This window comes from Streptomyces canarius, from assembly GCF_014650735.1.
GTDB lineage: Bacteria > Actinomycetota > Actinomycetes > Streptomycetales > Streptomycetaceae > Streptomyces > Streptomyces olivaceoviridis.
Map to the genome: position 1 here is coordinate 29422 of NZ_BMVN01000051.1, position 22382 is coordinate 51803.

General features: G+C 72.8%; 19 protein-coding genes and 1 pseudogene. 4 read left to right on the forward strand and 16 right to left on the reverse strand.

The genetic code is table 11. From position 1 onward, the window contains the following. Positions 1-150 precede the first annotated feature (150 nt). From pqqE to IE294_RS49175, 7 genes are all read right to left on the reverse strand, one after another. Positions 151-1311: a pyrroloquinoline quinone biosynthesis protein PqqE gene (gene pqqE / locus IE294_RS39410; RefSeq protein ID WP_189894196.1), complete on the reverse strand. Its 1161-nt coding sequence runs from the start codon at positions 1309-1311 to the stop codon at positions 151-153. Continuing rightward, entirely contained in the window at positions 1308-1577 is a 270-nt protein-coding gene (gene pqqD / locus IE294_RS39415) for a pyrroloquinoline quinone biosynthesis peptide chaperone PqqD (protein WP_229917791.1), read from the reverse strand. The genes pqqE and pqqD overlap by 4 nt, the downstream gene beginning before the upstream one ends. Further along, complete coding sequence (gene pqqC / locus IE294_RS39420; RefSeq protein WP_189894198.1) at positions 1577-2341, reverse strand: pyrroloquinoline-quinone synthase PqqC; 765 nt, start codon at positions 2339-2341, stop codon at positions 1577-1579. Before pqqC ends, pqqD begins: the two co-directional genes overlap by 1 nt. Continuing rightward, positions 2338-3252 (reverse strand): pyrroloquinoline quinone biosynthesis protein PqqB, encoded by a 915-nt coding sequence (pqqB, locus tag IE294_RS39425; protein ID WP_189894199.1) that lies wholly within the window; start codon positions 3250-3252, stop codon positions 2338-2340. The genes pqqC and pqqB overlap by 4 nt, the downstream gene beginning before the upstream one ends. An 8-nt stretch (positions 3253-3260) precedes the next feature. Beyond that, a complete protein-coding gene (pqqA, locus tag IE294_RS39430; protein WP_014669248.1) occupies positions 3261-3398 on the reverse strand; it encodes a pyrroloquinoline quinone precursor peptide PqqA in 138 nt (45 codons plus the stop codon). A 71-nt stretch (positions 3399-3469) separates the two neighbouring features. Next, the gene (locus tag IE294_RS39435) at positions 3470-4546 is read right to left on the reverse strand and encodes a PQQ-dependent sugar dehydrogenase (RefSeq protein ID WP_189894217.1); all 1077 of its coding nucleotides are present in this window, start codon (positions 4544-4546) and stop codon (positions 3470-3472) included. A 394-nt stretch (positions 4547-4940) separates the two neighbouring features. Next, entirely contained in the window at positions 4941-6461 is a 1521-nt protein-coding gene (locus tag IE294_RS49175; protein WP_189894200.1) for a glycosyl hydrolase family 28-related protein, read from the reverse strand. 32 nt (positions 6462-6493) lie between these two features. Here IE294_RS49175 and IE294_RS39445 point away from each other — a divergent pair, with 32 nt between their 5' ends. Next, the gene (locus IE294_RS39445) at positions 6494-7195 is read left to right on the forward strand and encodes a CDP-alcohol phosphatidyltransferase family protein (RefSeq protein ID WP_189894201.1); all 702 of its coding nucleotides are present in this window, start codon (positions 6494-6496) and stop codon (positions 7193-7195) included. Here IE294_RS39445 and IE294_RS39450 read toward each other — a convergent pair. The 5 genes and pseudogenes from IE294_RS39450 to IE294_RS39470 form a co-directional block, all read right to left on the reverse strand. Further along, positions 7196-7633, reverse strand: a pseudogene (locus tag IE294_RS39450) (FAD synthase family protein); the annotation flags it as partial. Continuing rightward, complete coding sequence (locus IE294_RS39455; RefSeq protein WP_189894203.1) at positions 7630-9171, reverse strand: fibronectin type III domain-containing protein; 1542 nt, start codon at positions 9169-9171, stop codon at positions 7630-7632. The gene IE294_RS39455 and the pseudogene IE294_RS39450, both read right to left, overlap by 4 nt. 87 nt (positions 9172-9258) lie before the next feature. After that, on the reverse strand, positions 9259-10791 hold the full coding sequence (locus IE294_RS39460; RefSeq protein WP_189894204.1) for an oligosaccharide flippase family protein: 1533 nt from the start codon (positions 10789-10791) through the stop codon (positions 9259-9261). Further along, entirely contained in the window at positions 10788-12374 is a 1587-nt protein-coding gene (locus IE294_RS39465) for a hypothetical protein (protein WP_189894205.1), read from the reverse strand. Before IE294_RS39465 ends, IE294_RS39460 begins: the two co-directional genes overlap by 4 nt. Continuing rightward, the gene (locus IE294_RS39470; RefSeq protein WP_189894206.1) at positions 12371-13843 is read right to left on the reverse strand and encodes a hypothetical protein; all 1473 of its coding nucleotides are present in this window, start codon (positions 13841-13843) and stop codon (positions 12371-12373) included. Before IE294_RS39470 ends, IE294_RS39465 begins: the two co-directional genes overlap by 4 nt. Positions 13844-14107: 264 nt before the next feature. Between IE294_RS39470 and IE294_RS39475 the strand changes: the two genes are divergently transcribed. Together IE294_RS39475 and IE294_RS39480 are read left to right on the forward strand one after the other, a co-directional pair. Further along, positions 14108-15088 (forward strand): NAD-dependent epimerase/dehydratase family protein, encoded by a 981-nt coding sequence (locus IE294_RS39475; protein ID WP_189894207.1) that lies wholly within the window; start codon positions 14108-14110, stop codon positions 15086-15088. Between the two features lie 29 nt (positions 15089-15117). Further along, positions 15118-16326 (forward strand): glycosyltransferase family 4 protein, encoded by a 1209-nt coding sequence (locus IE294_RS39480; RefSeq protein ID WP_189894208.1) that lies wholly within the window; start codon positions 15118-15120, stop codon positions 16324-16326. A 708-nt stretch (positions 16327-17034) separates the two neighbouring features. On the opposite strand, the gene IE294_RS39485 is transcribed toward IE294_RS39480, so the two are convergent. From IE294_RS39485 to IE294_RS39495, 3 genes are all read right to left on the reverse strand, one after another. After that, complete coding sequence (locus tag IE294_RS39485; protein ID WP_189894209.1) at positions 17035-18246, reverse strand: glycosyltransferase family 4 protein; 1212 nt, start codon at positions 18244-18246, stop codon at positions 17035-17037. Then, the gene (locus IE294_RS39490; RefSeq protein ID WP_189894210.1) at positions 18243-18803 is read right to left on the reverse strand and encodes an LbetaH domain-containing protein; all 561 of its coding nucleotides are present in this window, start codon (positions 18801-18803) and stop codon (positions 18243-18245) included. The genes IE294_RS39485 and IE294_RS39490 overlap by 4 nt, the downstream gene beginning before the upstream one ends. A gap of 149 nt (positions 18804-18952) precedes the next feature. After that, the gene (locus IE294_RS39495) at positions 18953-20323 is read right to left on the reverse strand and encodes a sugar transferase (RefSeq protein ID WP_189894218.1); all 1371 of its coding nucleotides are present in this window, start codon (positions 20321-20323) and stop codon (positions 18953-18955) included. 446 nt (positions 20324-20769) lie between these two features. Here IE294_RS39495 and IE294_RS39500 point away from each other — a divergent pair, with 446 nt between their 5' ends. Further along, on the forward strand, positions 20770-21993 hold the full coding sequence (locus IE294_RS39500; protein ID WP_189894211.1) for a glycoside hydrolase family 3 N-terminal domain-containing protein: 1224 nt from the start codon (positions 20770-20772) through the stop codon (positions 21991-21993). Between the two features lie 148 nt (positions 21994-22141). Here IE294_RS39500 and IE294_RS39505 read toward each other — a convergent pair. Then, the coding region (locus tag IE294_RS39505; protein ID WP_189894212.1) for an SDR family oxidoreductase at positions 22142-22382 on the reverse strand (241 nt) is incomplete at its 5' end.

Here is a 22382-nt window from a genome sequence, read left to right on the forward strand (position 1 = left end):
CACGCGATGACAGGCCGCTCACGGCCTCAGAACGTCAACGCGTGCTCGGACGACCGACCATGTCTTCGCTCCTCGTGAGTCACTCGCTGCCCGACACCAGCTGCTGCTCGGCAGGGCGCGAAAGACGGTGGGAACACATGGTCCAGCCGGTCAGTTCCTGCCCTTCAGGCCGTCGGTGGTGAGGACGGTGGGTGCCGGTGCCGGTGCCGGTGCCGGTACCGCTCCGGGCCGGCGGTAGACGTACGGCGGTGCCTCGGGCCGGTCGCCGTCGGCCGGCTCGCGGACGAGGTGGTGGTCGGGGGAGAGCGCGCACGCCGGATCGGTGCGGGCGGCGTCGCCGGTGAGGGCGAACGCCTGGCAGCGGCAGCCGCCGAAGTCCTCCTCCTGGCGGGGACAGCCCCGGCAGGGGCCCGTCATCCAGTCGGTGCCGCGGAAGCGGTTGAAGGCCGGGGACCGCTGCCAGATCCAGGCGAGCCGGTGGTCGCGGACGTTGGGCGGGTTCAGGTCCGGCAGGGAGGCGGCCGCCGGGCAGGGCAGCACGGTCCCGTCCGGCGCGACGGTGAGCGAGACCGCTCCCCAGCCGCCCATGCAGGGCTTGGCCACGCCGTCGAAGTAGTCGGGGACGACCCACACCAGGTCGATCCGCCCGGCGAGTTCCTCCCGGCGGCGCTCCACGGTCTCCCGGGCGCGGGCCAGCTGGTCGCGGGTGGGCAGCAGCGCGGTCCGGTTGAGCAGGCCCCAGCCGTAGAACTGCGCGTTGGCCAGCTCGATGCGGTCGGCGCCCCAGGCCAGGCCGAGTTCGATGACGGCGTCGACGGCGTCGAGGTTGTCGCGGTGCAGCACGACGTTCAGGCCGAGCGGGATTCCGGCCCGGCGGACGAGCGCCGCGGCCCGTTCCTTCGCGGCGAAGGAGGCGGGACGTCCGGCGATGCGGTCGTTGGCCCCCGGGTCGGCGTGCTGGACGGACAGCTGGACACTGCGCAGCCCGGCCCCGGTGAGGGCGGCCAGCCGGGCCTCGTCCAGGCCGGTCCCGCTCGTGACCAGCTGGGTGTAGATCCCGGCGGCCTCGGCGGCGGCGACGATCCGCTCCAGGTCCGGGCGCAGCAGCGGCTCGCCGCCGGACAGGTGCGTGTGCACGACGCCCAGTTCGCCGGCCTGACGCAGTACGTCCGTCCACTCGTCGGTGCTCAGCTCGGCCGAGCGGCGGGCCAGTTCCAGCGGGTTCGAGCAGTACGGGCAGTGCAGCGGGCAGGCGTGGGTGAGCTCGGCGAGCAGGGCCCAGGGCGGCGCGGGGTTCACGGGGGTGGTCACGTCAGCCAGCCCTCCTGCCGCAGGCTGTCGAGGAATGCGGGGACGGTGGCGGCCACCGGCGCCCCGGGGAAGCGCTCGGCCAGCTCGCCGACGATCCCGGGCACGGTGCGCGTGCCGTCGCACAGGCCGACGACCATCCCGCCGTGTCCTTCGAGCACGACCACGCGTTCCGGCAGGACCAGCAGGTCCGTGCCGCGCACGGCGTCGTGCCGCAGCATCAGCGCGGGGGCGAGCGCCGGGCACCACTGTTCCGCGGTCCGCGTCATCACACCCGCTCCAACGCGCTGTCCCGGCCGTGCGCCCGCTCGTCCTGCCTGGGCATCGCCGCGTACTGCTGTACGGCGTCGAGCAGGGACCACAGCACATCGCACTTGAAGGAGAGCGCGGCCACGGCCTTCTCCTGCTCCTCGCGGGTGCGGGCCCACTCCAGTACGAGGTCCAGCGCCTCGGCGCTGTCGCGCCGGCCCTGGTCGACGCGGGCGCGGAAGTAGGCGAGCCCGTCCGGCGCGATCCACGGGTAGTGGCGCTCGAACGCCTCGATGCGCAGGCGCATCAGGTCGGGCGCGGTCAGCTCGGTGAGCGAGGCGGCGACGGCCTCCAGGGTGGAGCGCAGGCGGCAGAAGTTGACGTAGCCCTCCACGGCCAGCCGGACGCCCGGCAGCACGGTCCCGCCCGACAACAGGGTCTCGCGGTCCACGCCGGCCGCCTCGCCGAGCCGCAGCCAGCGCTCGATGCCGCCCTCGCCCTCGCCGCGTCCGTCGTGGTCCTCGATCCGCCGCAGCCACATGCGCCGCAGCCGCGACGAGTCCAGCTTCGCGGTGATCAGCGCGTCCTTGACCGGGATGTGGCGCTGGTAGTGGAAGCGGTTGGTGATCCAGCAGCGCACCTCGTCCGGGCCGAGGTCGCCCTGGTGCATGCGGACGTTGAAGGGATGGCGGTCGTGGTAGCGGTCCTGGCCCACCGCACGCAGGCGGTCCTCGAACTCGGCGCGGCTCCAGGGCTTCACCGGCGGGGTGAGTGTCGTGGTCACAGCTCGATCACCATTCCGTCTTCGGCCACCTCGATGCCCAGCCGGGCGAGCCGCTTGTGCTGCGGCGCGGCGGGGTCGACGAGGGGGTTCGTGTTGTTGAGGTGGGTGTAGAGGCAGCGGGCGGACAGCGCGGCGAGGATGCCGGCGGTGCCGCCCGGTCCGTCGATGGGCAGGTGCCCCATGCCCGTGGCGGTGCGGGGGGAGATGCCGGTGCGGCGGGGCTCCTCGTCGTCCCAGAAGGTGCCGTCGACGATGACGCAGTCGGCCTCGGCGGCGGCTCGGTGCAGCGCGTCGGACCAGGCGGCCACGGCCGGGGCGTACAGGGCGGTCCCGCCGGTGGCCGGGTCGTACAGGCGCAGCGCGACGACCCAGGAGTCGTCGTCGGGGGCGTCGGCGGCGTAGCGCGGGCGCTTGCCGGAGACGGGTACGGCGCTGATCCGCACGCCGGATCCGGCCGGGACGCCCGGGTCGGCGTGCAGCGGCTGTGCCCCCCGGCACCGCAGCTCCCGCCAGGTCAGGGTGGTGTACGGGGAGAGGACCGCGCCGAGGCGCAGGCGGCCGTCGACCGCCTCGCGGACCGGGGCGGTGGCGAGGATCTCCACGCCGTCCGCCTCGCGCAGCCGCCCGATCCCCAGCGTGTGGTCGAGTTCGGCGTCGGTGAGCACGACTCCGGCGATCGGTGTCTGCCGGGGCCCCGGCCCGGGGTGGAGGACCGGGTGGGCCTCGATCTGGTCGCCGATGTCGGGGGTGGCGTTGACGAGGTACCAGCGGCCCTCGTCGGTACGGACGGCCAGCGAGGCGTGTCGGCGGCGCCGCCCGGGGTGGGCGCGTGCCCCGGAACACCCGGGGCACGCGCAGTTCCACTGGGGGATGCCGCCGCCGGCCGCGGTACCGAGCACCTGCAGCAGCATGCCGGCGGTTAGCGGACGCTGAGGGAGTAGGCGGTGACCTCCAGCGCGGTGTCCACGACCACGTATCCGGGGGTCTGCCAGGCGGTCCGGTCGATCTCCTCGGTCGTACGGGCGGGCTGCTCGACCTGCTCGACGGCTTCGGTCATGGTGCGTACCTTCCTTTCTGCGAGGGGGTGTTGCCCTCCCCGGTCGGGAGGGAGCCTTCGGTCGATCGTGGTTACTTGATGGTCACCTTGAGGAGCAGGTCCTTGTCCCTGCCGCGGTCGCTGGTGCCCAGCCACAGCTGGTCCGCGCCGGGGACCTTGACCAGTGCCCGCAACCGGCCGTAGGCGCCGTTGTAGTAGGCCGTCGCTCGTCCGACGTCCTGGCCGGTGGAGTCGATCGGCACCCGCCACAGCCGGCGGCCGCTCAGCGTGGAGGCGTAGATCACGTTGTTGACGATCGCGATCTGGGCGGGCACGCCTCCCTTGTTCGGGTCCCAGACCATCTTCGGGTTGGTCATCCCCGCGGCGCGGCAGGAGCCCTCGCAGGTGGGCCAGCCGTAGTTCCGGCCCGGCTTGACGAGGTTGAGTTCGTCCCAGGTTTCCAGGCCGATCTCGGTGGACCACAACCGTCCGGCGCGGTCCCAGGCCAGCCCCTGGGGATTGCGGTGACCGTAGCTGTAGACGCGCGTTCCGAACGGGTTCCCGGGCGCCGCGGCGCCGTTCTTGGTGATGCGCAGGATCTTCCCGTTGAGTGACTTCTTGTCCTGCGCCAGCCGGCTCTTCTGGGCGTCGCCGGTGGCGACGTACAGGTATCCGTCGGGCCCGAAGGCGATCTGTCCGCCGTTGTGCTGGGTGTCCCGGACGATACCGGTCAGGACGGGGGTGTAGTCGCTCAGCCTGGTGCCGTCGAACTTCATCCTGACCACACGGTTGTCCTTGGCCGTGGTCTCCATGAAGAACACGTCCTTGTCGGTGGTCCCGTTCCAGGTCGGTGACGTGGCGACACCCAGCAGACCGCCCTTGTCCTGCGTCTGCTGGCTCCACACCGCGTTCGGCACCGTGCCGACCTTCTTCTTGGCGCCGTCCAGGGCGACCTTCCAGACCACGGCGGTGTCGCGTTCCGTCACCAGCGCCGCCTTGCGGTCCCGGAGGAACGAGATCCCCCAGGGCGTGGTCAGCTCGCCCGAGAGCTTGCTGATCCCTGACGGTGTGCCACCCGCACGGGGGCCGGACGGGGCGTGCGCGGCCGTCGCGGGCGGCACGGACACACCGAGTGTCGTGACGGCGGCGACAGCGGTGAGCGCGGCCATGCCCGGACGGACCCGGTGCAGCGCCGAATGCGCCAAGCGTGACATCCTGATGCCTTTCCTGTCGTGGCGCGACCGCGTGGATTCCGGGACGGAACGACGCGGCCGACTGCGATACGAGGGGGGTGCTCACTGCCGCGCCGCACCGTGGCGAACCCGGTGGGAAGGGCGTGGGCCGGAGCGTGGCAACGACTCCTTCCCGGAGTTCCAGGCGCCCCCTGAAGCGATGGCCACCGGGATCGGCCCGTCGTGCTGACCGGCCGTGTCCCGGCGTCGGGACTGCGGATACCAGTGAGCTTGCGCGCCGACGTGTTCCGCCGCCGGTCATCGGCGCCGGGAAGTCCCTCCCACGGGTGATGCGCCGCTGCGCGGACGGGCGCGGACGGAGTACACCGGGTCAGGGGGACTTCTGCCGCGCGGAGGAGCAGTCCGCCTGACCGGTGTCGCGCGGCGCCGGGGTGTCCGGGGTGCCGGGAGTCGTCGCGGGGCTGGGCTCGGGGGTCGTCGCCGGCTGCGGCGAGGGGGTCGTGGCGGGACTCGGCTCGGGTGCCGCCGCGGGGCTCGGGCTCGGCGCGAGGCACGGGGGCGGGGCGGGCGGGGTGGGCGGGGTGGACGGGGTGGACGCGGGCGAGTCGTGCGTGTTGCCGGCGTCGACGCAGTTGACGAACTGCACGAAGGGCACCTGCCCGGTGCCGCCGGTGACCGCGAAGTCATGTGCCGTATGGCTGCGGAGCAGACACATGTCGTAGCGGGCGAGGACCGGGAGGGGGTCCGGTGCGGAGGCCGGCCGGTACTCGTGGCGGCCCACCAACTGGCAGGAGTCGTAGCGGATCAGCGGTCCGCGCGGGCCCACGTCGTAGCGGTGCGGGCGGACTTCGGCGGAGAAGTCCTTGTAGGCCAGGCCGGTGTCGTCGCAGTCGCTGAAGTGGACCGTGCCGCCGTTCCACACGCAGTCGATGACGACCACGTCGGGGTTGCGCACCTCGAAACGGATGTCCTGGGCGTGGAACCGCTGCACCGAGTCGTGGTGCCGGGCCACGGGGAAGCGGAAGAACGTGCTGGTGGTGCCGTATTCCGGGGTGCTCTGCGGACGCCTGTCCGTGATGATGTACGAGCCGCCCCGGCAGGCGATGGAGCCGCCGTAGGGGAACTCCAGGAAGTTGCCCCACTCGTATTCGACCTTCATGTCGGTGAACCAGTAGTTGAGGAACTGGTCCTGGTCGTTCGGCTCCTGCTGCCCGTCCCGGGTCAGCCCCGAGTACAGGAACGCCCGGCGGTAGCGGCCACCGACCCGGCACGCCTCCCACCGCATCTCCGAGTTGGTGTCCGTGCCGCTCAGGACGAGCCCGAACTCCCATTCCCCCATCCACTCGCACTCGGAGAACCGGTAGTCCTGCGCCTGCCCGGTCGAGTACGAGTCGAAGAAGGAGGCGCCCGGTGTGGCCGAGCGGAACTGCATGCGTTCGAAGGAGAGGTTCGACCACACGTTCTGGTTGCGGCAGAGGAAGGAGCCGGGGCCGGTGCCGGGGCGGAAGACGAGACTGGTCATGCGCCTGCCCGCACCGGAGAACCGCAGGCCGCTCGCGAGCCGCGGCGGAGCGACTCCGTTCAGCAGCGCGTGCGGACGGGTGATCAGGAACTGGCCGGCGGGGATCTCGATCACCACGCGGCCGACCCCCTCGGAGACACGCGCGGCGGCGAACGTGTAGGCGATCTCGAAGGCTTCGGTGTCGTCGGTCTGCCCGTCGCCCACCGCGCCCAGATCACCCACGTGGACCACGGTGTCCGTGTCGGTGGAGGGGCGCGGGACGGCGGACGCGCCGCCGGTGGACAGGGTCGTCGCCGCCAGTACCGAGGCGCCGCCACGCAGAAGCCGCCGACGGCTGACATGGGGCGTCGATCCATCCCCTTCTGTCATAATCCCCTTCTTTCCAGGCAATAAGGAGCTAAATGACCGGGTTCATCGAGGTGCTCAGGTACATGTCGGCGGCGCAGAAGCCCGCGAGGGGGGTGTCGGTCTACACCCTGTTCGTCAACCGCCCGGCCGGCCGCGTCCTGGCGGCGCTGGCCTACCGGGTCGGCGCGACCCCCAATCAGCTGACGGTGCTCGGCGCCCTGTTCACCTTTCCCGCCCTGGCCGCCGTGGCCCTGGTGCGACCCGGTCCGGGGCTGTCGGTCTGCGTCTGCGCGGCCCTGGCCGTGGGGTTCGCCCTCGACGCGGCGGACGGACAGCTCGCCCGCACGCAGCGCTCCGGAAGCCCGTCCGGAGAGTGGCTGGACCATGTGCTGGACTGCGTCAAGCTGGTGACGGTGCACCTGGTCGTCCTGGTGTCGTTCTACCGGTTCTTCACCCTGCCCGACCCGGCCTTCCTGCTGGCTCCGATGCTGTTCGAGCTGGCGGCCGTGGTGATCTTCTTCGCCGGCATCCTGACCGAGCAGCTCAAGCGGCGGACGGCGGCCCCGGCGCCGGCGGAGCCCGCGCCGGCGCTGCGGTCCTTGCTGCTCCTGCCGGTCGACTACGGCGTCACCTGCCTCAGCTTCCTATTTTTGGGCAGCCAGCACGTCTTCCTTTCCGTCTACTGCACCCTGCTGCTGGCCCACCTCCTGTTCATGGCGGCCTTCCTGGTCAAGTGGTTCCGCGAGCTGCGCTGAGGGGATCTCCGGCGACGTGGGCCGGGCGAGCAGCTCCAGGGCGCCGCGCAGGAGGGTGCTGGAGGTGTGCAGGGTGTAGGGGAAGTAGACGACGTTGACGCCGACCTCCGCGAAACGCCGCTCCAGCCGGTTCCACTTGGGCGTTCCCCGCCAGTCGTCGCCCTTGAAGATGACGTGGAAGCCGACCTGCTTCCACATCTCCAGTTTGTCCTCCTCCGACTCGACGACGGCGACGTCGACGCAGCGCAGGCTGCTGACGATCTCCAGGCGCTCGGCGAGCGGGACGACCGGCGGTCTGCCCTTGAGGCGGACGACCAGGTCGTCCGAGGTGACTCCGGCGACGAGGCGGTCACAGTGCCGGCGCGCCTCGCGCAGGACGTTGAGGTGCCCGATGTGGAAGAGGTCGTAGACGCCGGGTGCGAATCCGATGCGGGTCACTTGGCCGTGTCACCCGCCTTCGCCTCGGGCACGGTCACCTGCAACGGCGGCGACTTCGGCGAGGTGTTCGTCCCGTCCGTCACCTCGATCCGGTACTGGTGACGGGTGCCGGCGCCCACGGAGTCGGTGTAGCTCATCAACGGGCGGTCCCAGTAGGTGGACGACCGCGTCTGCCGGGAGACCAGCCGGCCGTCCCGGTAGAGCCGGTAGGTGAGCGACGCGTCGTCCCGGTCCCACGAGGCCTTCCAGCGCAGGGTGACCCGTCCGGCGCGCTTGGCGGCGAGCGAGAGGGCGGGGACCGCCGGAGCCACGGTGTCGGGGCCGGTCCCGAAGCGGGTGAGGGCCTGCTGGGGCTCGCCGTTGACCTTGGTGAACTCGCCGCCCACCCAGAGGATGCCACGGGCGACCGTCAGTGCCCGGGGCCCCACCTGCTCCCCGGTCCCCTCGTTCGTGTCGGGGAACCAGTGCAGGATCCTGCTGTCCTGGGGCGACTGGGCCAGCAGGTGCTGCCGGTCGTGCCGCTCGGGGAACCCGCCCGGCGTCTCACGGCAGTCGTGCGCGTGCGAGGCGCTGTAGAGGACGCCCTGGTAGGGCAGGACGACCTGGGTGGCGCCGCGGCAGGTGTCCTTCCACACCATGCGGTCGTTGTCGAGGCGGCCCGCGATACGGCCGTCGAAGATGCCCTCGCCGTGGCCCTCGGCGCCCACGTAGAACCGGGTGCCGTCCTGCGCGATCGACTTCACCGACGACCGGGGCGGCAGCCAGTCGGGGAAGGTGCGCTCGGTCGCCCCGCTGGTGGAGTTCAGGGCGACCAGCGAGTGGGCCCGCCGGCCGTTGACCCGCTCGAAGTCACCGCCGGCGTAGATCTTCTCGTGCGAGGGCACCACCGACAGCGCGCGCACCGGAGCGTCGACGTCGGCCCGGAACGGCCGCAGGTCGCCCTCGGGGGTGAAGGCGGCGATGCGCTTCCGCGTCCGGCCGTCGACCTGCCCGAAGTCACCGCCGAGATAGACCGTCCGGTCCGTGACGTCGATCGCCCGGACGGTCGCGGAGACCGCCGGCCGGAAATCCCCGCGCAGGGAGCAGTCGGCCGTGTTCAGGGCGACGGCGCTGGCCACGCCGGTCGACCCGACATGGCTGAAGGAGCCGCCCACGTACAGCACCCGGCCGTCCGGTGAGGCCTTGAGCGCGCGGACGGTTCCCGCGCCGCCGGTGAACGACGGCGCGCACGGCAGCAGGGCGCCGGTGACCGCGTCGAACGCGGCGAAGTTGCGGCGCGGGACCTCCCGGTCGCCCGGCTCGGCGCCGGGAGGCCGCACCGCGTCGAAGGTCCCCCCGACATACACGACACCGTGCGCGGCGGCCAGCGACCAGACGATGCCGTTCGTCTGCCATGTCGTCAGCGGATCGGCGGTGAACGACGCCCTGGGTTCACCGGCGGCCGTGGCGGGAGCGGGATGGAGCAGGGCGGCGGAGCACAGGAGCGTGGCGGCGACAGCACTGGTGGCCGCCCTCGACGGGAGGTTTCTCAGACGCAAAGGACACCCCGGATGGCAGTGGTGTGGGCGACACGCGGGGAATGACACGGGGTCCGCCGCACTCCGACCGCACACCCTTGCCTGGGCTCATGCGGCGCGACGGCGCAGAACTCCGACCAGCTCACTCACTCCCAGCGGCCTGCGATACCACCACAAAGTAGTACCGAACGCACACAATCCCAAAGTCATCCCGGCGGCGAGTCCTGACACGGTGTCACCTCCCAGCAAGCGCACGGCGGCCAGCACCACCGAGACGGCGAGTCCGGTACCGAGGGCGGTGGTGTAGCCCCGGTCCACGGTCGTGAAGCCGAGGCGCAGCCGGATGAGCAGGGCGGCCGAGAGGTTCTCCACCACGATGGCCGCGCCCCAGGACACGGCGGCCCCGACGACTCCCCACCGCGGTACGGCGAGCAGGCCGACCGTCAACTGCACCGTGAACGCAGCCGCGGTGACGGCCAGGTGCCAGGAGCTCCTGCCGGACATCAGCAGCACGGTCTGGGCGTTGCCGACCGCGACGTTGACCATCGAGGCCAGGCACAGCACGACCAGGGCGGGCGCTCCGCGGACGAACTCCGGGCCGAAGACCGACAGCACGGTCCGGGGGAAGGCGGCGACGAGGACGAACAGCGGCCAGGAGAAGAGCACGATCCAGCAGGTCGAGACCCGGTGCAGGTGGCGCGCCTCGGCGACCTGGTCGACGGCGAGCAGTCTGCTGATCTGGGGTGCCACGGCGAGCCGGACGGCCAGTTGCAGCAGGGTGCCCGCGGTGACGACGCGGCCGATGGCGGTGTAGACGCCCGCCTCGGCGCCGGTGGCCAGCGCGGACAGCAGGAGGACGCCGACCCAGACCGCGCTGATGTCGAAGACGGACGAGATCGCGCGGGGTGCCGCGAAGGTCCAGAAGGCGCGCCAGGGAACGGCCCCGCGCACGGCCGGCCGCGCGGTGCCGCGGACGGCGCGGCAGCGGCGCAGGGCCGGCCAGGCGGCCAGGGTGCCGGCCAGCACGGGCAGCAACCAGGCCGCGGCCAGGGGGAGCAGACCCGGCACCCAAGCGGCCACCGGTACGGCGATCAGCACGCGCAGCACCGGCTTGCCGACCTGCTCCACGCCGACGAACGGCACCACGGTGCCATGACCCTGAGTGGCGCCGAGCAGGACCAGTCCGACGGTGGCGACGGGCAGGAACAGCCCGAAGAGCCGGACCAGGGCGACCGCGTCGGCCGGCGGCAGGTGCGGCAGGAGCGTGGTGGCCACCCCCGGGCACAGCAGCAGGGGCAGGGCGGCGGCCGTACTGGCCACGGCCGCGGGTACGACGGCCGCGCGCAGCAGACCGCCCACCGAGCGGCCACCGCCCACCGCGATGTCCCGCGAGACCAGCCGGACGAGCCCGCTGTCGGCGCCGAGCTTGCAGGTGTTGCCGAGGATGGTGAACAGGGCCACGCCCGTGAAGACCGCGCCCGCGCCCTGGGCTCCGAGGGCGCGGGTGATCAGGCCGACGAAGACGAAGGCGAAGACGGCGTTCGTCGCGGAACCCGCCACCCCCCACCACCCGCCCCGCGCGGCGGCGGCGACGCTGTTGGCGGCGGCGGGGGTGGCGGCGGTCGCTTCCGGGGCGGTCATCCGCGGGAGACCGAGAGCGTGTCGTCCTGCGCCGGGAGTTCCACGACCGGCGGGACGGTCTCCGCCTCCGGACGGCGCGCGGGGCGGCGGCCCAGGACGGCACGGAGTCGTCCGCGCCGGCCGGCGTCGAGCACGATGCCGAGGAGGGTCCCGCCGGAGCAGTCGATCAGCTCGTGCGCCCGCCTGAGGTCGTCCCGCCGGGTGCTGCCGAGGCCGGCGACCAGCAGGACGCCGTCGACACGCTGGGCGAGGGCCAGGGCGTCGGCGTGCTCCAGGAGCGGCCGGGTGACGACGACCGTGGTGCGGGAGTCGGACCCGGCCGGCAGCCGGTGGACGGCGGCGGACCCGCCCGTCCGGGCGGGCGAACCGGTGCCGCCGCCGGCGCAGCAGGCGAACCGCCCGGCGGTCCCGGCGTCGACGAGGCGGCTCCCGTCGGGCAGCAAGGAGGCGTCCCCGGGCGTGCGGGTGTCGTCCGGCAGCAGCGGCAGCCGGGCCGTGAGGGCGGCCGTGCCGGGGTCGGCGTCCACCAGCAGCACCTCGTCGCCGCACTCCGCGAGGGCCGCGGCCAGGTTCACGGCGACCTCCTCGGTGGCGGCACCGCGCCGGGGGGAGACGACGAGCAGCCGGCCGGTGCCGGCGGGCAGGGCGGTCCCGCGCAGCCGGTAGGCGAGGGCGCGCAGGGTCTCGGCCCGGTCACCGCCCTGGCGGCCGACCGCCGGCAGGTCGTCGTCCTCGCCGTGCCCGGGGGGCAGCAGGCCGAGCACCGGGGTGCGCAGCGCGGCCCGGGCCTCGTCGGCCGACCGGACCCGGGTGTCGAGGGCGGAGCGCAGCCAGGCCAGCAGGATGCCGAGGGCCAGTCCGCTCGCCAGCCCGAGTGCGAGCAGGGTCGGCCAGCCGGGCGCCGAGGGCCGGGTGGGCGCCTCGCCGCGGCGGACGACGTCGCCCCCGTCGGTGTCGCGGGAGTTGATGTCGACGACGCGCTTGCGCAGGGTGTCCAGCTGGCTTCGCAGGGCCTTGGTGGCGTCGTCGTCCTCCGTCACCTTCTTCTGCGCCGCCTCCACCGTCTTGATCTGCTGCTCCACGCCGCGGGTGGCCCGCTGGACGGCGGCCTGGTTGCGCGCCTTGCGGTCGGCCAGATAGGCCTCGGCGAAGGCGTTGGCGCCGCGCGCCGCGCGCTTCGGGGTGCGAGCGGTGAACTCGAAGCGCAGCACCTGGGACTTGGCCTGATTGGTGATCCGCAGGGCGTCCTCCAGCGCGGCTGCCTTGCCATCGGCCTGGCCCATGAGGCGTGCCGCGCGGACGGCGACCGCGGTGCTGGCGGCGATCTGCTGCTCGGTGCCCATGCTGACCTGGTTGTCGGCGGCCACGCTGACCGTGCCGAAGGGGTCGGCGGTGGAGCGTACGAGGACGTCGCTGGTGGAGGTGTAGGTGTGGGCCCGGGAGAGGGCCAGGGCGGCGCCGCCGAGCAGTCCCAGGACGATCCCGAGGGCGATGACGACGCGGTGGCACAGGAGCCGGCGGAGTTGGTCGCGTAGCTGGTCCGGCTCGTCGTACCGGTCGTAGAGGTGGATGGGGCCGGTCACGGGTGCCCTCCTGTTCCGGGGAGCTGTGCGGGGCGGATGGGTGCGGTCGGCGGCGCCGACGGGACAAGCCGGGCGGCGCGGGCGCCGGGGGTGGTGACCAGCAGCGGAACGGTCACCAGCAGCGTCAGCGGGCCGACGATCCCCAGCAGGCTGCCGCGCAGGAAGACGATCTGGTAGAAGGCGAACGCCGGGACCAGGAACGTCGCGAGGGTGCCCGCCCGGTCGCGGAGCCGGTGGCGCACGTCGTCCATGCGCCGTCCGGCCGCGCCGAGCAGGAAGAACACGGCGGCCACGGCGGGCGGGCCGGCCCACAGGTAACTCTCGATCCACAGCGGGGCGGAGAGGTTGAGGAAGTCGTAGCCGGCGTACCGGGCCAGGATGATGCCGGTGTCCCCCGGCTTGTCCGGCCACACCGAGCGCGGGACCGCGAACAGCACGGGACCCAGCACGTCCTGCGGTGAGAATCCCTGGTCCCGGGCCATGTCGATGCCGGTCTGCACCTGCTGGAAGGCGTCGTAGTCGCCGTTGGCGGTGAACTGCGCGGACAGCGACACGACGGTGAACTGCTCCCGGTCGCTGTAGCGGAAGTAGTCGCTGTACGGGAAGAGCAGCAGCACGGTCGCCATGAGCGTGGCCGCGATGACGCGGAAGGCGCGGGGCCGGGACAGCCGGGGCACGGCGAACAGCAGGGTCAGCAGGACCGTGCCGAACCAGAACCGCGGTTTGCTGACGGGGTTGTTGACGACGACGTTCAGGGCGAGCAGCAGCGGCAGCAGGAGCCGGCGGATGCCGCGCAGCAGACGGTCGCCGCCGGGCACGCGCGGTACGTGCAGCAGTCCCAGCAGCGCCCAGAACGCGGGCACGGACAGGGACCAGCTGCGCAGCGCCGACAGGAACGCGTTGTCCGAACCGTCGGCGGAGCCCGCCTCGCGCAGCGCCTGACGGCTCGTGAAGTAGGCGCTCAGGCCGCCGGGTTGACTGGGGATGAGCACCGCCGCCAGGGCGAGGGCGAGCCCGCACAGCGACAGCAGGCGCCAGGGCGCGAGGCGGCGGGACAACAGCCGTTCCACCGGCCCCGGCGAGCGGACGACGGTCCCGGCCGCCGTACGGGCGCGCTCCCGGCGGGCGGCGACGGCGGCTCCCGCACTGTGGGCGAGGAGCCCGAGTTCGACGACGGCCACGGCCGTGAGGGCGGTCCCCTGACCGGTCCGGTAGGCCCATGGGTAGGTGTCCGTGGCGAGCTGCGCCAGGGGCGCGAGGCCGAGCCAGACGTAGGCGAAGACCCAGAAACCGAGGGCGGTGAGCCGGACCGTCGTCGCGGTGAGCACACGGATGAGGGCCACACCGGTGTGCGCCAGCACCACACCCTGCGCGGCGAGCGGGACCGACAGGCGCGCGCCGTCCGACTGGAGGATCAGCCCCGGCAGCAGGACCAGCAGCGCCACGGCCCACAGGGAGACCGCGGCCACGCTGCGGACGGGAGCTCCCCGCCACGGGAGGTCTTCGCCTGCCGGGAATTTCACCTGAAAGCTCATCAACAGGGTTATAGCGCCCGTACCTCATGAAGCCGTACAGGCGCGCGCGAATCCTGGGGGCCGCGCGCGGTCGCCCGCACAGCACCGTCATCGGGTGACGCGGGGCGGCCGGTCGGCGTGCCATTTGCCGTAAATCGTGACAAATGTGCATTGCTTTATCGCACCAGGTCATCCGAGGTACGGACAAAGGAGTTGCCCATGGGCAAGCAGGTCGACGTCGTCGTTGCCGGTGGCGGGGGATTCATCGGAGGCCATCTCGTGGGCTCCCTCCTGGCCCAGGGGCTGACCGTCCGCTCCATCGACATCAAGCCCCGGCACGAGTGGTACCAGGTCCACGACGCCGCGGAGAACGTGATCGCCGACCTGTCGCTCCTGGAGAACGCGCGCGCGGGCGTCCGGGACGCACGGCACGTGTACATGCTGGCCGCCGACATGGGCGGCATGGGCTTCATCGAGAACAACAAGGCCGCCTGCATGATGTCGGTGCTGACCAGCACCCACATGCTCCAGGCCGCCCACGAGGCCGGGGTGGAGCGCTACTTCTACTCCTCCTCCGCCTGCGTCTACGCCGCCGCCAAGCAGACCGACCCGAACGTCACCGCGCTGCGCGAGGAGGACGCCTACCCGGCGCAGCCCGAGGACGGTTACGGCTGGGAGAAGCTCTTCTCCGAGCGCATGTGCCGCCACTACACGGAGGACTACGGGTTCACCACCCGCGTCGCCCGCTACCACAACGTCTACGGCCCGCACGGCACATGGGCCGGCGGCCGGGAGAAGGCCCCCGCCGCGGTGTGCCGGAAGGTGGCCGAGGCGGTGCTCTCCGGCGACCACCGGATCGAGATCTGGGGCGACGGCCTCCAGACCCGCTCCTTCATGTACATCGACGACTGCCTCCACGGCACCCAGATGATCATGAAGGGGGACAGCGGCGAACCGGTCAACCTGGGCTCCTCGGAGCTGGTGACCATCAACCAGCTCGTCGACATCGTCGAGCGGATCGCCGGCATCCGCTGCGAGCGCAGCCACCGGCTGGACGCCCCCCAGGGCGTGCGCGGGCGCAACTCCGACAACACCCTGATCCGCGAGATCTACGACTGGGAGCCGTCGGTCTCCCTGGCCGACGGACTGGAACAGACCTACGCGTGGGTCTACGACCAGGTCAAGCGATCCCACCAGTGACGCCCGAGCCGCCGCGAGGACACGGGACGATGAGGATCCTCGTCCACGACTACAGCGGCCACCCGTTCCAGGCCCAGCTGAGCCGGGAGCTGGCGCGCCGCGGTCACCAGGTCGTCCACTCGACGTGCACGGCCTACGTCTCCGGCAAGGGCGACCTCGCCGCACCCGCCGCCGGCCTGCGCTTCGCCACCATCGGGGACGGCGTCAGGCTGCGCAAGGAGGCCTACTTCCGGCGGCTCGGCCAGGAGACCCGGCTGGGTCTCGAACTGGCCCGGCAGGTCCGCCGCGAGCAACCCGACGTGGCGCTGCTGTCCAACCTGCCGATCCCGGTCCTGGCCGTGACCGCGGCCGTCCTGAAGAGGCTGCGCATCCCCTGGGTGCTGTGGCACCAGGACGTGACCGCGGTCGCGCTGAAGAGCTTCGCCGCCGCCGATGTCGCCAAGTCGATGGGCCTGGCGGCCAAGGTGTTCGGGGCGGGCGAGAAGTGGTCGGCGCGGCAGGCCGCGGCCATCGTGGTGATCGCCGACTCGTTCGTACGGGTCCACGAGCGGTGGGGCACCGCCGGCAAGGTCACCGTCATCCCCAACTGGGCGCCGCTGGACGAGATCGTCCCGGTGGCACGGACCAACGGCTGGTCGGCGGAGCACGGTCTGCACGACGTGCGGACCGTGCTGTACTCCGGCACGCTCGGGCTGAAACACAACCCCGCGCTGCTGGTGCGGCTGGCCGAGCGACTGCGCGAGCAGGGGAGTCCGGTACGTCTCGTCGTCGTCAACGACGGCCCCGCCGTACCCGTCCTCAGGGACGCCGCCGCGGCCCGGGGCGTCGACCTGACCCTGCTGCCCTTCCAGCCCTACGAGCGGCTGCCCGAGGTGCTGGGCACGGGCGACGTCCTCGTCGTCCTGCTGGGCCCGGAGGCGGGGCAGTTCTCGGTCCCGTCCAAGACGCTGTCCTATCTGTGCGCCGGGCGGCCCGTGCTCGGCCTGATGCCCGCCGACAACCTCGCCGCGCGGCTGCTCCGGCAGGCGGGGTCGGCGGTCTTCCCCCCGGAGGAGTCGGCCCTGGAGGGTGCGGCCACCTGGGTCCGGGAGGTCCTGTCCGACCCGGCCCGCGCCGAGCGGCTCGGCAAGGAGAGCCGCGCCCTGGCCGAGCGGGAGTTCGCCCTGGAGGGCTGCGCCTCCCGTTTCGAGGACATCCTCCACAGCGTGAGCGCCGGCGGAACCCGCCGCCGCCCCTGAACGAACGCCTCCCGCCGCCGGCGCGCTCGTGGGCCGGCGCCGGGGGGCGCCCGCGCGCGCACGCGGTCACGGCGTCGTGGGCCGGTGGGGGACTGGCGCGGAGGGGGGTCGTGGACGGGCGGGAACTGGCGCTGAGGGGAGGCGTGGGGCGTACGCAAGCGCGCGCCGTCATGGCCCCGTGGACCGGTACGGCCCCGAGGCGCGCGGAACCGGTTCGGCCCGCGCGGCACAGCTGCCACGCGGTTCGGTCCTGGCCGCCGATGGTGCGGCCGGCCTGGAGGCTCAGGTGCCCCTGACGCACGCCGGGCGCGGGAGGGGGAAGCGGTCGAGCGTCGGGCGGCAGGCTCCTGTGGGGCCGGGTGCGGGAGCGGCGTTCGGAGGATCAGGCGCTACGGCGTACGCCGGGTGGTCTCCCGTCGGTCGCCAGTTTCCGGTCCGGGTCCGCAGGTTCAGTGGACTTGGCGTACGGGGGGCGGGTTGACCGCCGGATGCCCGTCCGGGCCCGCAGACTCAGTCGACTTGGCGTACGCGCGGTGGGGGAGTGGGTCCGGATGCCCGCCCGATGCGCACCGGTCGTCCGTCCGGGCCCGCAGGCTCAGGTGACTCCGGCGTACGCGGACGCGGAAGGGGGCGCGGCCGAGCGTCTGCCGGGTGCCCGCCGGTTGCCGGCCCCCCCGCCCGGCCCGTCCGGCGGTCGGGCTCGGGTGGTCAGCCGGCTGGGGTCGGTGCGGTCGGTTCCTGTCGGGGGTGGCCGGCGGCCGGACGTGCCCCGCCGTCCGTACCGCCTGGGCCGGCGGGCTCGTTCCGACGGGTGCCCAGGTAGATCTCCTCCAGGCGGTCCACCACGGCGCCGATGGAGTACACGTCCTCGACCACGCGGCGGCCGGCCCGCGCCATCCGGGCGCACAGCTCCGGGTCGCCGAGCAGCCGGCGGACCGCTGCCGCCATGGACCCGGGACTGCCGTCGGTGACGAGGGCGGCGCCACGGCGGGCCAACTCGTCGGCGATGCCACAGGTGTCGGTGCACACCACGGGCGTGCCCGCGGCCAGCGCCTCGATGACCGTCATGCCGAACGGCTCGTTCACGCTCGCCAGCACATGGACCGCCGCCGTACGGTAGGCCTCGCGCGCTTCGGAGGGGTCGAGCGCACCGCCGTAGCGGACCACGCCCGCGGGCCCCTCCGCGATGAGCCGGCGCACGGCGGGCAGCGATCCGTCGTCCGGGCCGTACAGCGTGAAGCGGGCCTCGGGCATCTCCCGGTGGACCAGCGCGGCCATCTCCACGAAGGCCTCGGGACGCTTACGGGGATGCAGCCGGGCCAGGAACAGCACATGCGGCTCGCGCGGTTGCCGCGGCTCCGGTTCGGGCGGCCCCGGCTCGATCCCGTTGGGCAGGATGCGCAGCGGCGGACCGTCCGGCCCCAGCACCCGCGCCACCAGCCCGCGCTCCTGCTCGGTCAGGACACAGCAGGCGCGCGCCCGGCGCAGCAGCGGCAGGTACAGCAGGTCGAAGAGCCGGACGGGGAGCGCGGTGCGCGGCTCGACCATGCCGTGCGTCTGCGCCACACACGGCACCCGGCGCAGGGCGGCTACGGCGAGTGCGGAGAGGGAGACCAGGTCGCGCCCCGCGTGGACGTGCACGACCTCGGCGCCGCCCATCGCCCGCCACAGATCGCGTACGAGGAGGGGGTGCAGCAGGCCGATGAAACCCCGCCCCGGCAGCAGCGTACGGGCGGGACGGGAGCGCAGCCGGACGGCGCCGACGCGCTCCGGTGCCCGGCCGCCGCCCCGCCACAGCGACATCAGCGCGACATCGTGACCGCGTGCGGCCAGTTCTTCCGACTGGGCGACCGCGACGCTCGGCGGACCGCCGAAGGCACCGTCGTCGCTGATGAGCGTGACCACGTGGAGCAGTCTCATGCCGTACGTCCCTTCGTCGTCAGGACCTCGCCGGGCGCGAGGTCCCGGTGGGCGACGGCGCCGGCGCCCACCACGCCGCCCCGGCCGACCGTGACACCGCGCAGGACGACGGCACGGGCCGCGACCCAGCTGCCCGGCTCCAGCCGGATGGGGCCGTTGTCGAACTCGAACGTGGCGGAACGGGCGCGATGGCTGCCCGCGCACAGCAACGCGCTCTGCGAGACGCAGCAGTCGCTGCCGATCGTGACGGGTTCGAGGTTGAGGATCCAGGCTTCCTCGCCGATCCACACGTCGTCGCCGATCTCCAGCTTCCACGGCCAGTGCACCCGCACCCCGTGCCGGATCAGCACCCGCTGTCCGACCCGGGCGCCGAAGGCGCGCAGCAGCGCCGGGCGCCAGCGGTCCGGGCACCACCATTTGACGAAGACCAGGTGGAGGACGGCGAACCAGGCGGCCTGTACGAGCAGGGGGCGCCCCTTGTCGTACCCGGCGCCGGTGAAGCCGCGCAGGGATCGCTCGACGACGGGCGGGTGCGGGGCGGCTGCGGTCTGCGCCATGACGGTGTTCCTTCCGGTTCCTTCCCGGTTTCTCCCGGAGGTCCGAGGCGTTCGGCCCGGTGGTCCTCCGCGTGATCCTTCATGCCCCGGGGGGCGGACCCGCCGCCATCGGCGCGTGTTGGGGGCAGGCTTGCCCGGATGGCGGAACTTCAGTAGGCGCCCTGGCCGTTCAGCACCGCGCGTACGGTGCGGACCATCACGTTCATGTCCATGGAGGGGGACCAGTTGTCGACGTAACGCAGGTCGAGCGAGACCGTCTCGTGCCAGGACAGGTCCGACCGTCCGCTCACCTGCCACAGCCCGGTCAGCCCCGGCTTGACGTGCAGCCGGCGCATCTCCACCGGGTTGTACTTGACGACCTCCTCCGGCACCGGCGGACGCGGGCCGACCAGGGACATGTGGCCGAAGAGGACGTTGAACAGCTGGGGCAGCTCGTCCAGCGAGTAGCGGCGCAGGACGCGTCCCACGGGCGTGACCCGGGGGTCGCGGCGCATCTTGAACATGTGGCCGTCGTTCTCGTTCGCCGCCTCCAGCTCGTCCTTGAGGCGGTCCGCGTCGACCACCATCGTGCGGAACTTCCACATCGGAAACCGCGTGTTGTACTGCCCGGCCCGGATCTGGCGGTAGAGGGCGGGACCGGGGGAGCCGAGCCGCACGGCCAGCGCCAGCAGGAGCAGCAGCGGCGAGAGCAGCACGATCAGCAGCAGCGCGCCCACGCGGTCCACGGCCGCCTTCAGCAGGGCCGGCATGCCACGGCGCAGCGGCGGCGAGATGTGCAGCAGGGTGAGCCCGGACGCCGAGGTGAGCCGGACCCGCCGGCGGGCGACCTCGACGATGCCGGGCAGTACGACGATCGGGCAGCCCCGGTCGTGCATCGACCAGGACAGCCGGCGCAGCCGCTCGCCCGACAGGTGCGGGCCCGGCGCCACGAATACCAGGTCGGCGGAGAGTTCGTCGGCCGCCCCGAGCACCGTGGTGGCGTCCTGCTCGGGGGGCTCGAGGGGCTCGGGGGTCTCGCGGGACAGCCGCGCATGCACGGGGACACCGGAGAGCACCTCGTCCTCCCCGACCGGGCAGCAGCCGACGACCACGTACTCGTGGTCGGTGCGCTGGGCCAGCTGACCGACCACCGCGTCGATCGTCGGGCCCTCCCCGACCACCACGACATGGCGCAGCAGGCGGCCGTTGCGGCGGGCGGCCAGGAGATGACGGTGGATCACCTTGTAGCAGGCCGCGGTGAGGACCAGCGCGGGGATCAGCGCCGTGAAGGCTTCGGCCGGCACGCTGTCCAGGCCGCACAGCACACGCAGTGTCGCCAGCGCGCCGACCAGCAGCAGCCAGTCCCGCAGCACGGCTCCCAGGCCACCGCCGTCACCCCAGGCGGAGGGGGTGTACCGCTTGCCGATCACTCTGATGAGCGGCCACACCAGGGCGGCGACGGCCGCCAGACGCAGGGGGTGGGGCTCGTGGACCTCCACGATCGCCGCCGTGACCGGCAGTGCCGCGCCGGCCAGATCCACACAGACGGACAGGGGGGCGTACCAGTGTGCCTGGGTGCCTTCCGGACGGGCCGGCCGAGGCGGCACGGAAACCGGGACCTGTCGGGTTGCCGCGATTCTGAAGGGCCGCATGCCTCTCCTTAGGAGCTCCCATCTCAGACGACCGGCGCGACCGCTCCGCCCCCTCCGGGACCGGCCACGCCTTCAAGTGATCTTTATATCAAGCAATGGTCGCTTATGTCTGATTTGCTTACTTTGTTCTGCATTAGCCGGGTTCATGGCAATGCCGATGTGTGGCTCCACGGGCCGGTTCGCGGCTTCCTGCCAGGCAGGGCGCGCATCTCCGGACGGTGCGGCGTAGCGTGTGGGAGCGGGGGCGCGCGGTGGAGCGGTCTGCCCCCGCCGTGCAGGAACAGCGGGCCCTCGATCCCCCTGCCCGCCCATCGTCCGAGACAGGAGCGCCATCCATGACAGCACGTGTCCGCCGGCCAGGAAGGGGCCGTTCGGCGGCTCTGCGCACCGGCATCCCGCTCGTCACCATGCTGCTGGCCGCGGTCGCCTGCGGCGAACCGGCCGCCCAGGCGCATACCGTCCAGCCGGTCCGCGCCGTCACCACCCCGGGCTCGGGGCCCCTCGCCACCACCTGTGCCGACCGCGTCTACTCCGGTATGACCCAGGCACAGCGCATAGGCCAGCTCTTCATGGGCGGGGTGTCCGCCGCGCGCCCCAGCGCGACCGATCTGCGTACGCTGCGTGACTATCACGTGGGCTCCGTCATGCTGACCGGGCGCAGCAGCGCCGGCACCACGGCGACACGCAAGGTGGTGGACGGCTTCCGGGGCCAGGCGGACACGGTCTCCGGCCGGCGGGTGGGCCTGATGGTCTCCACGGACCAGGAGGGCGGCCAGGTACAGGTGCTGAGCGGCCCCGGGTTCTCCACCATCCCGGCCGCGCTCACCCAGGGCACCTGGTCGACGTCGACGCTGCGCACCCGGGCCGCGGGCTGGGCGGCGCAGTTGAAGTCCGCCGGGGTGAACCTCGACCTCGCTCCCGTCGCGGACGTCGTGCCGGCCAGCCTCGGCACGCGCAACGCGCCCATCGGCCGCTACAACCGCGAGTTCGGCCACACCCCCGCGATCGTCACCTCGCACAGCGGGGCCTTCTCCGCGGGGTTCAAGCAGGCCCATGTGATGACGACGCTCAAGCACTTCCCCGGTCTCGGCCGGGTGATCGGCAACACCGACACCACGGCGAACGTCGTCGACTCGGTGACGACCGCCTCCAGTTCCTACCTCGACCCCTTCCGGTCCGGCATCAAGTCCGGTGCGCCGTTCGTGATGATCTCCTCGGCCACCTACTCGAAGATCGACTCCCATCACATCGCGGCCTTCTCGCCGACGGTCATCCGCAAACTGCTGCGCACCCAGCTCGGGTTCAAGGGCGTCGTCATCTCGGACGACCTCGGGCAGGCCGTCGCGGTACGGTCCTTCACCCCGGGCCAGCGGGCCGTCAACTTCCTGTCGGCGGGCGGCAACATGATCCTCACCGTGAAGGCGTCCACCGTACCGGCGATGGCGCAGGCGGTCAGCGCCCGCATGAAGACCGATGCCGCGTTCCGCGCCGACGTCGCCGACAGCGTGCACCGTATCCTCGACGCGAAGTCCGCCGCCGGCCTCCTCAGTTGCGGCTGAACCACCCCACCGGATGCCGCCCGGCACGCACGGCAACCGGCTCGGTCCCTCGTTACGGAAGGGGACCGAGCCGGTCGTTCGGGGCATGGCTTCCTGGCGCGGGCCGCCCCGGCCCACCAGGACCTGCCGAGGCGTTGCCGCCCGGTCCTCACCGGCCGGGGAGCGTCCCCCCGCCGTCCACGCCGAGCACCTGGCCGGTGATGAAGCTGGCGTCCTCGCCCAGCAGGAAGGAGATGGCCGCGGCGACCTCCTGCGGGCGGCCGAAGCGGCCCATGGGTACGGAGCGCAGCACCCTGGCCTCCTCCGCGCCGCCCACCGGGTGCTGTGCGCGGAAGAGTGCGGTCTCCACCGGGCCCGGGGCGACCGCGTTGACCGTCACCCCGTGCTCC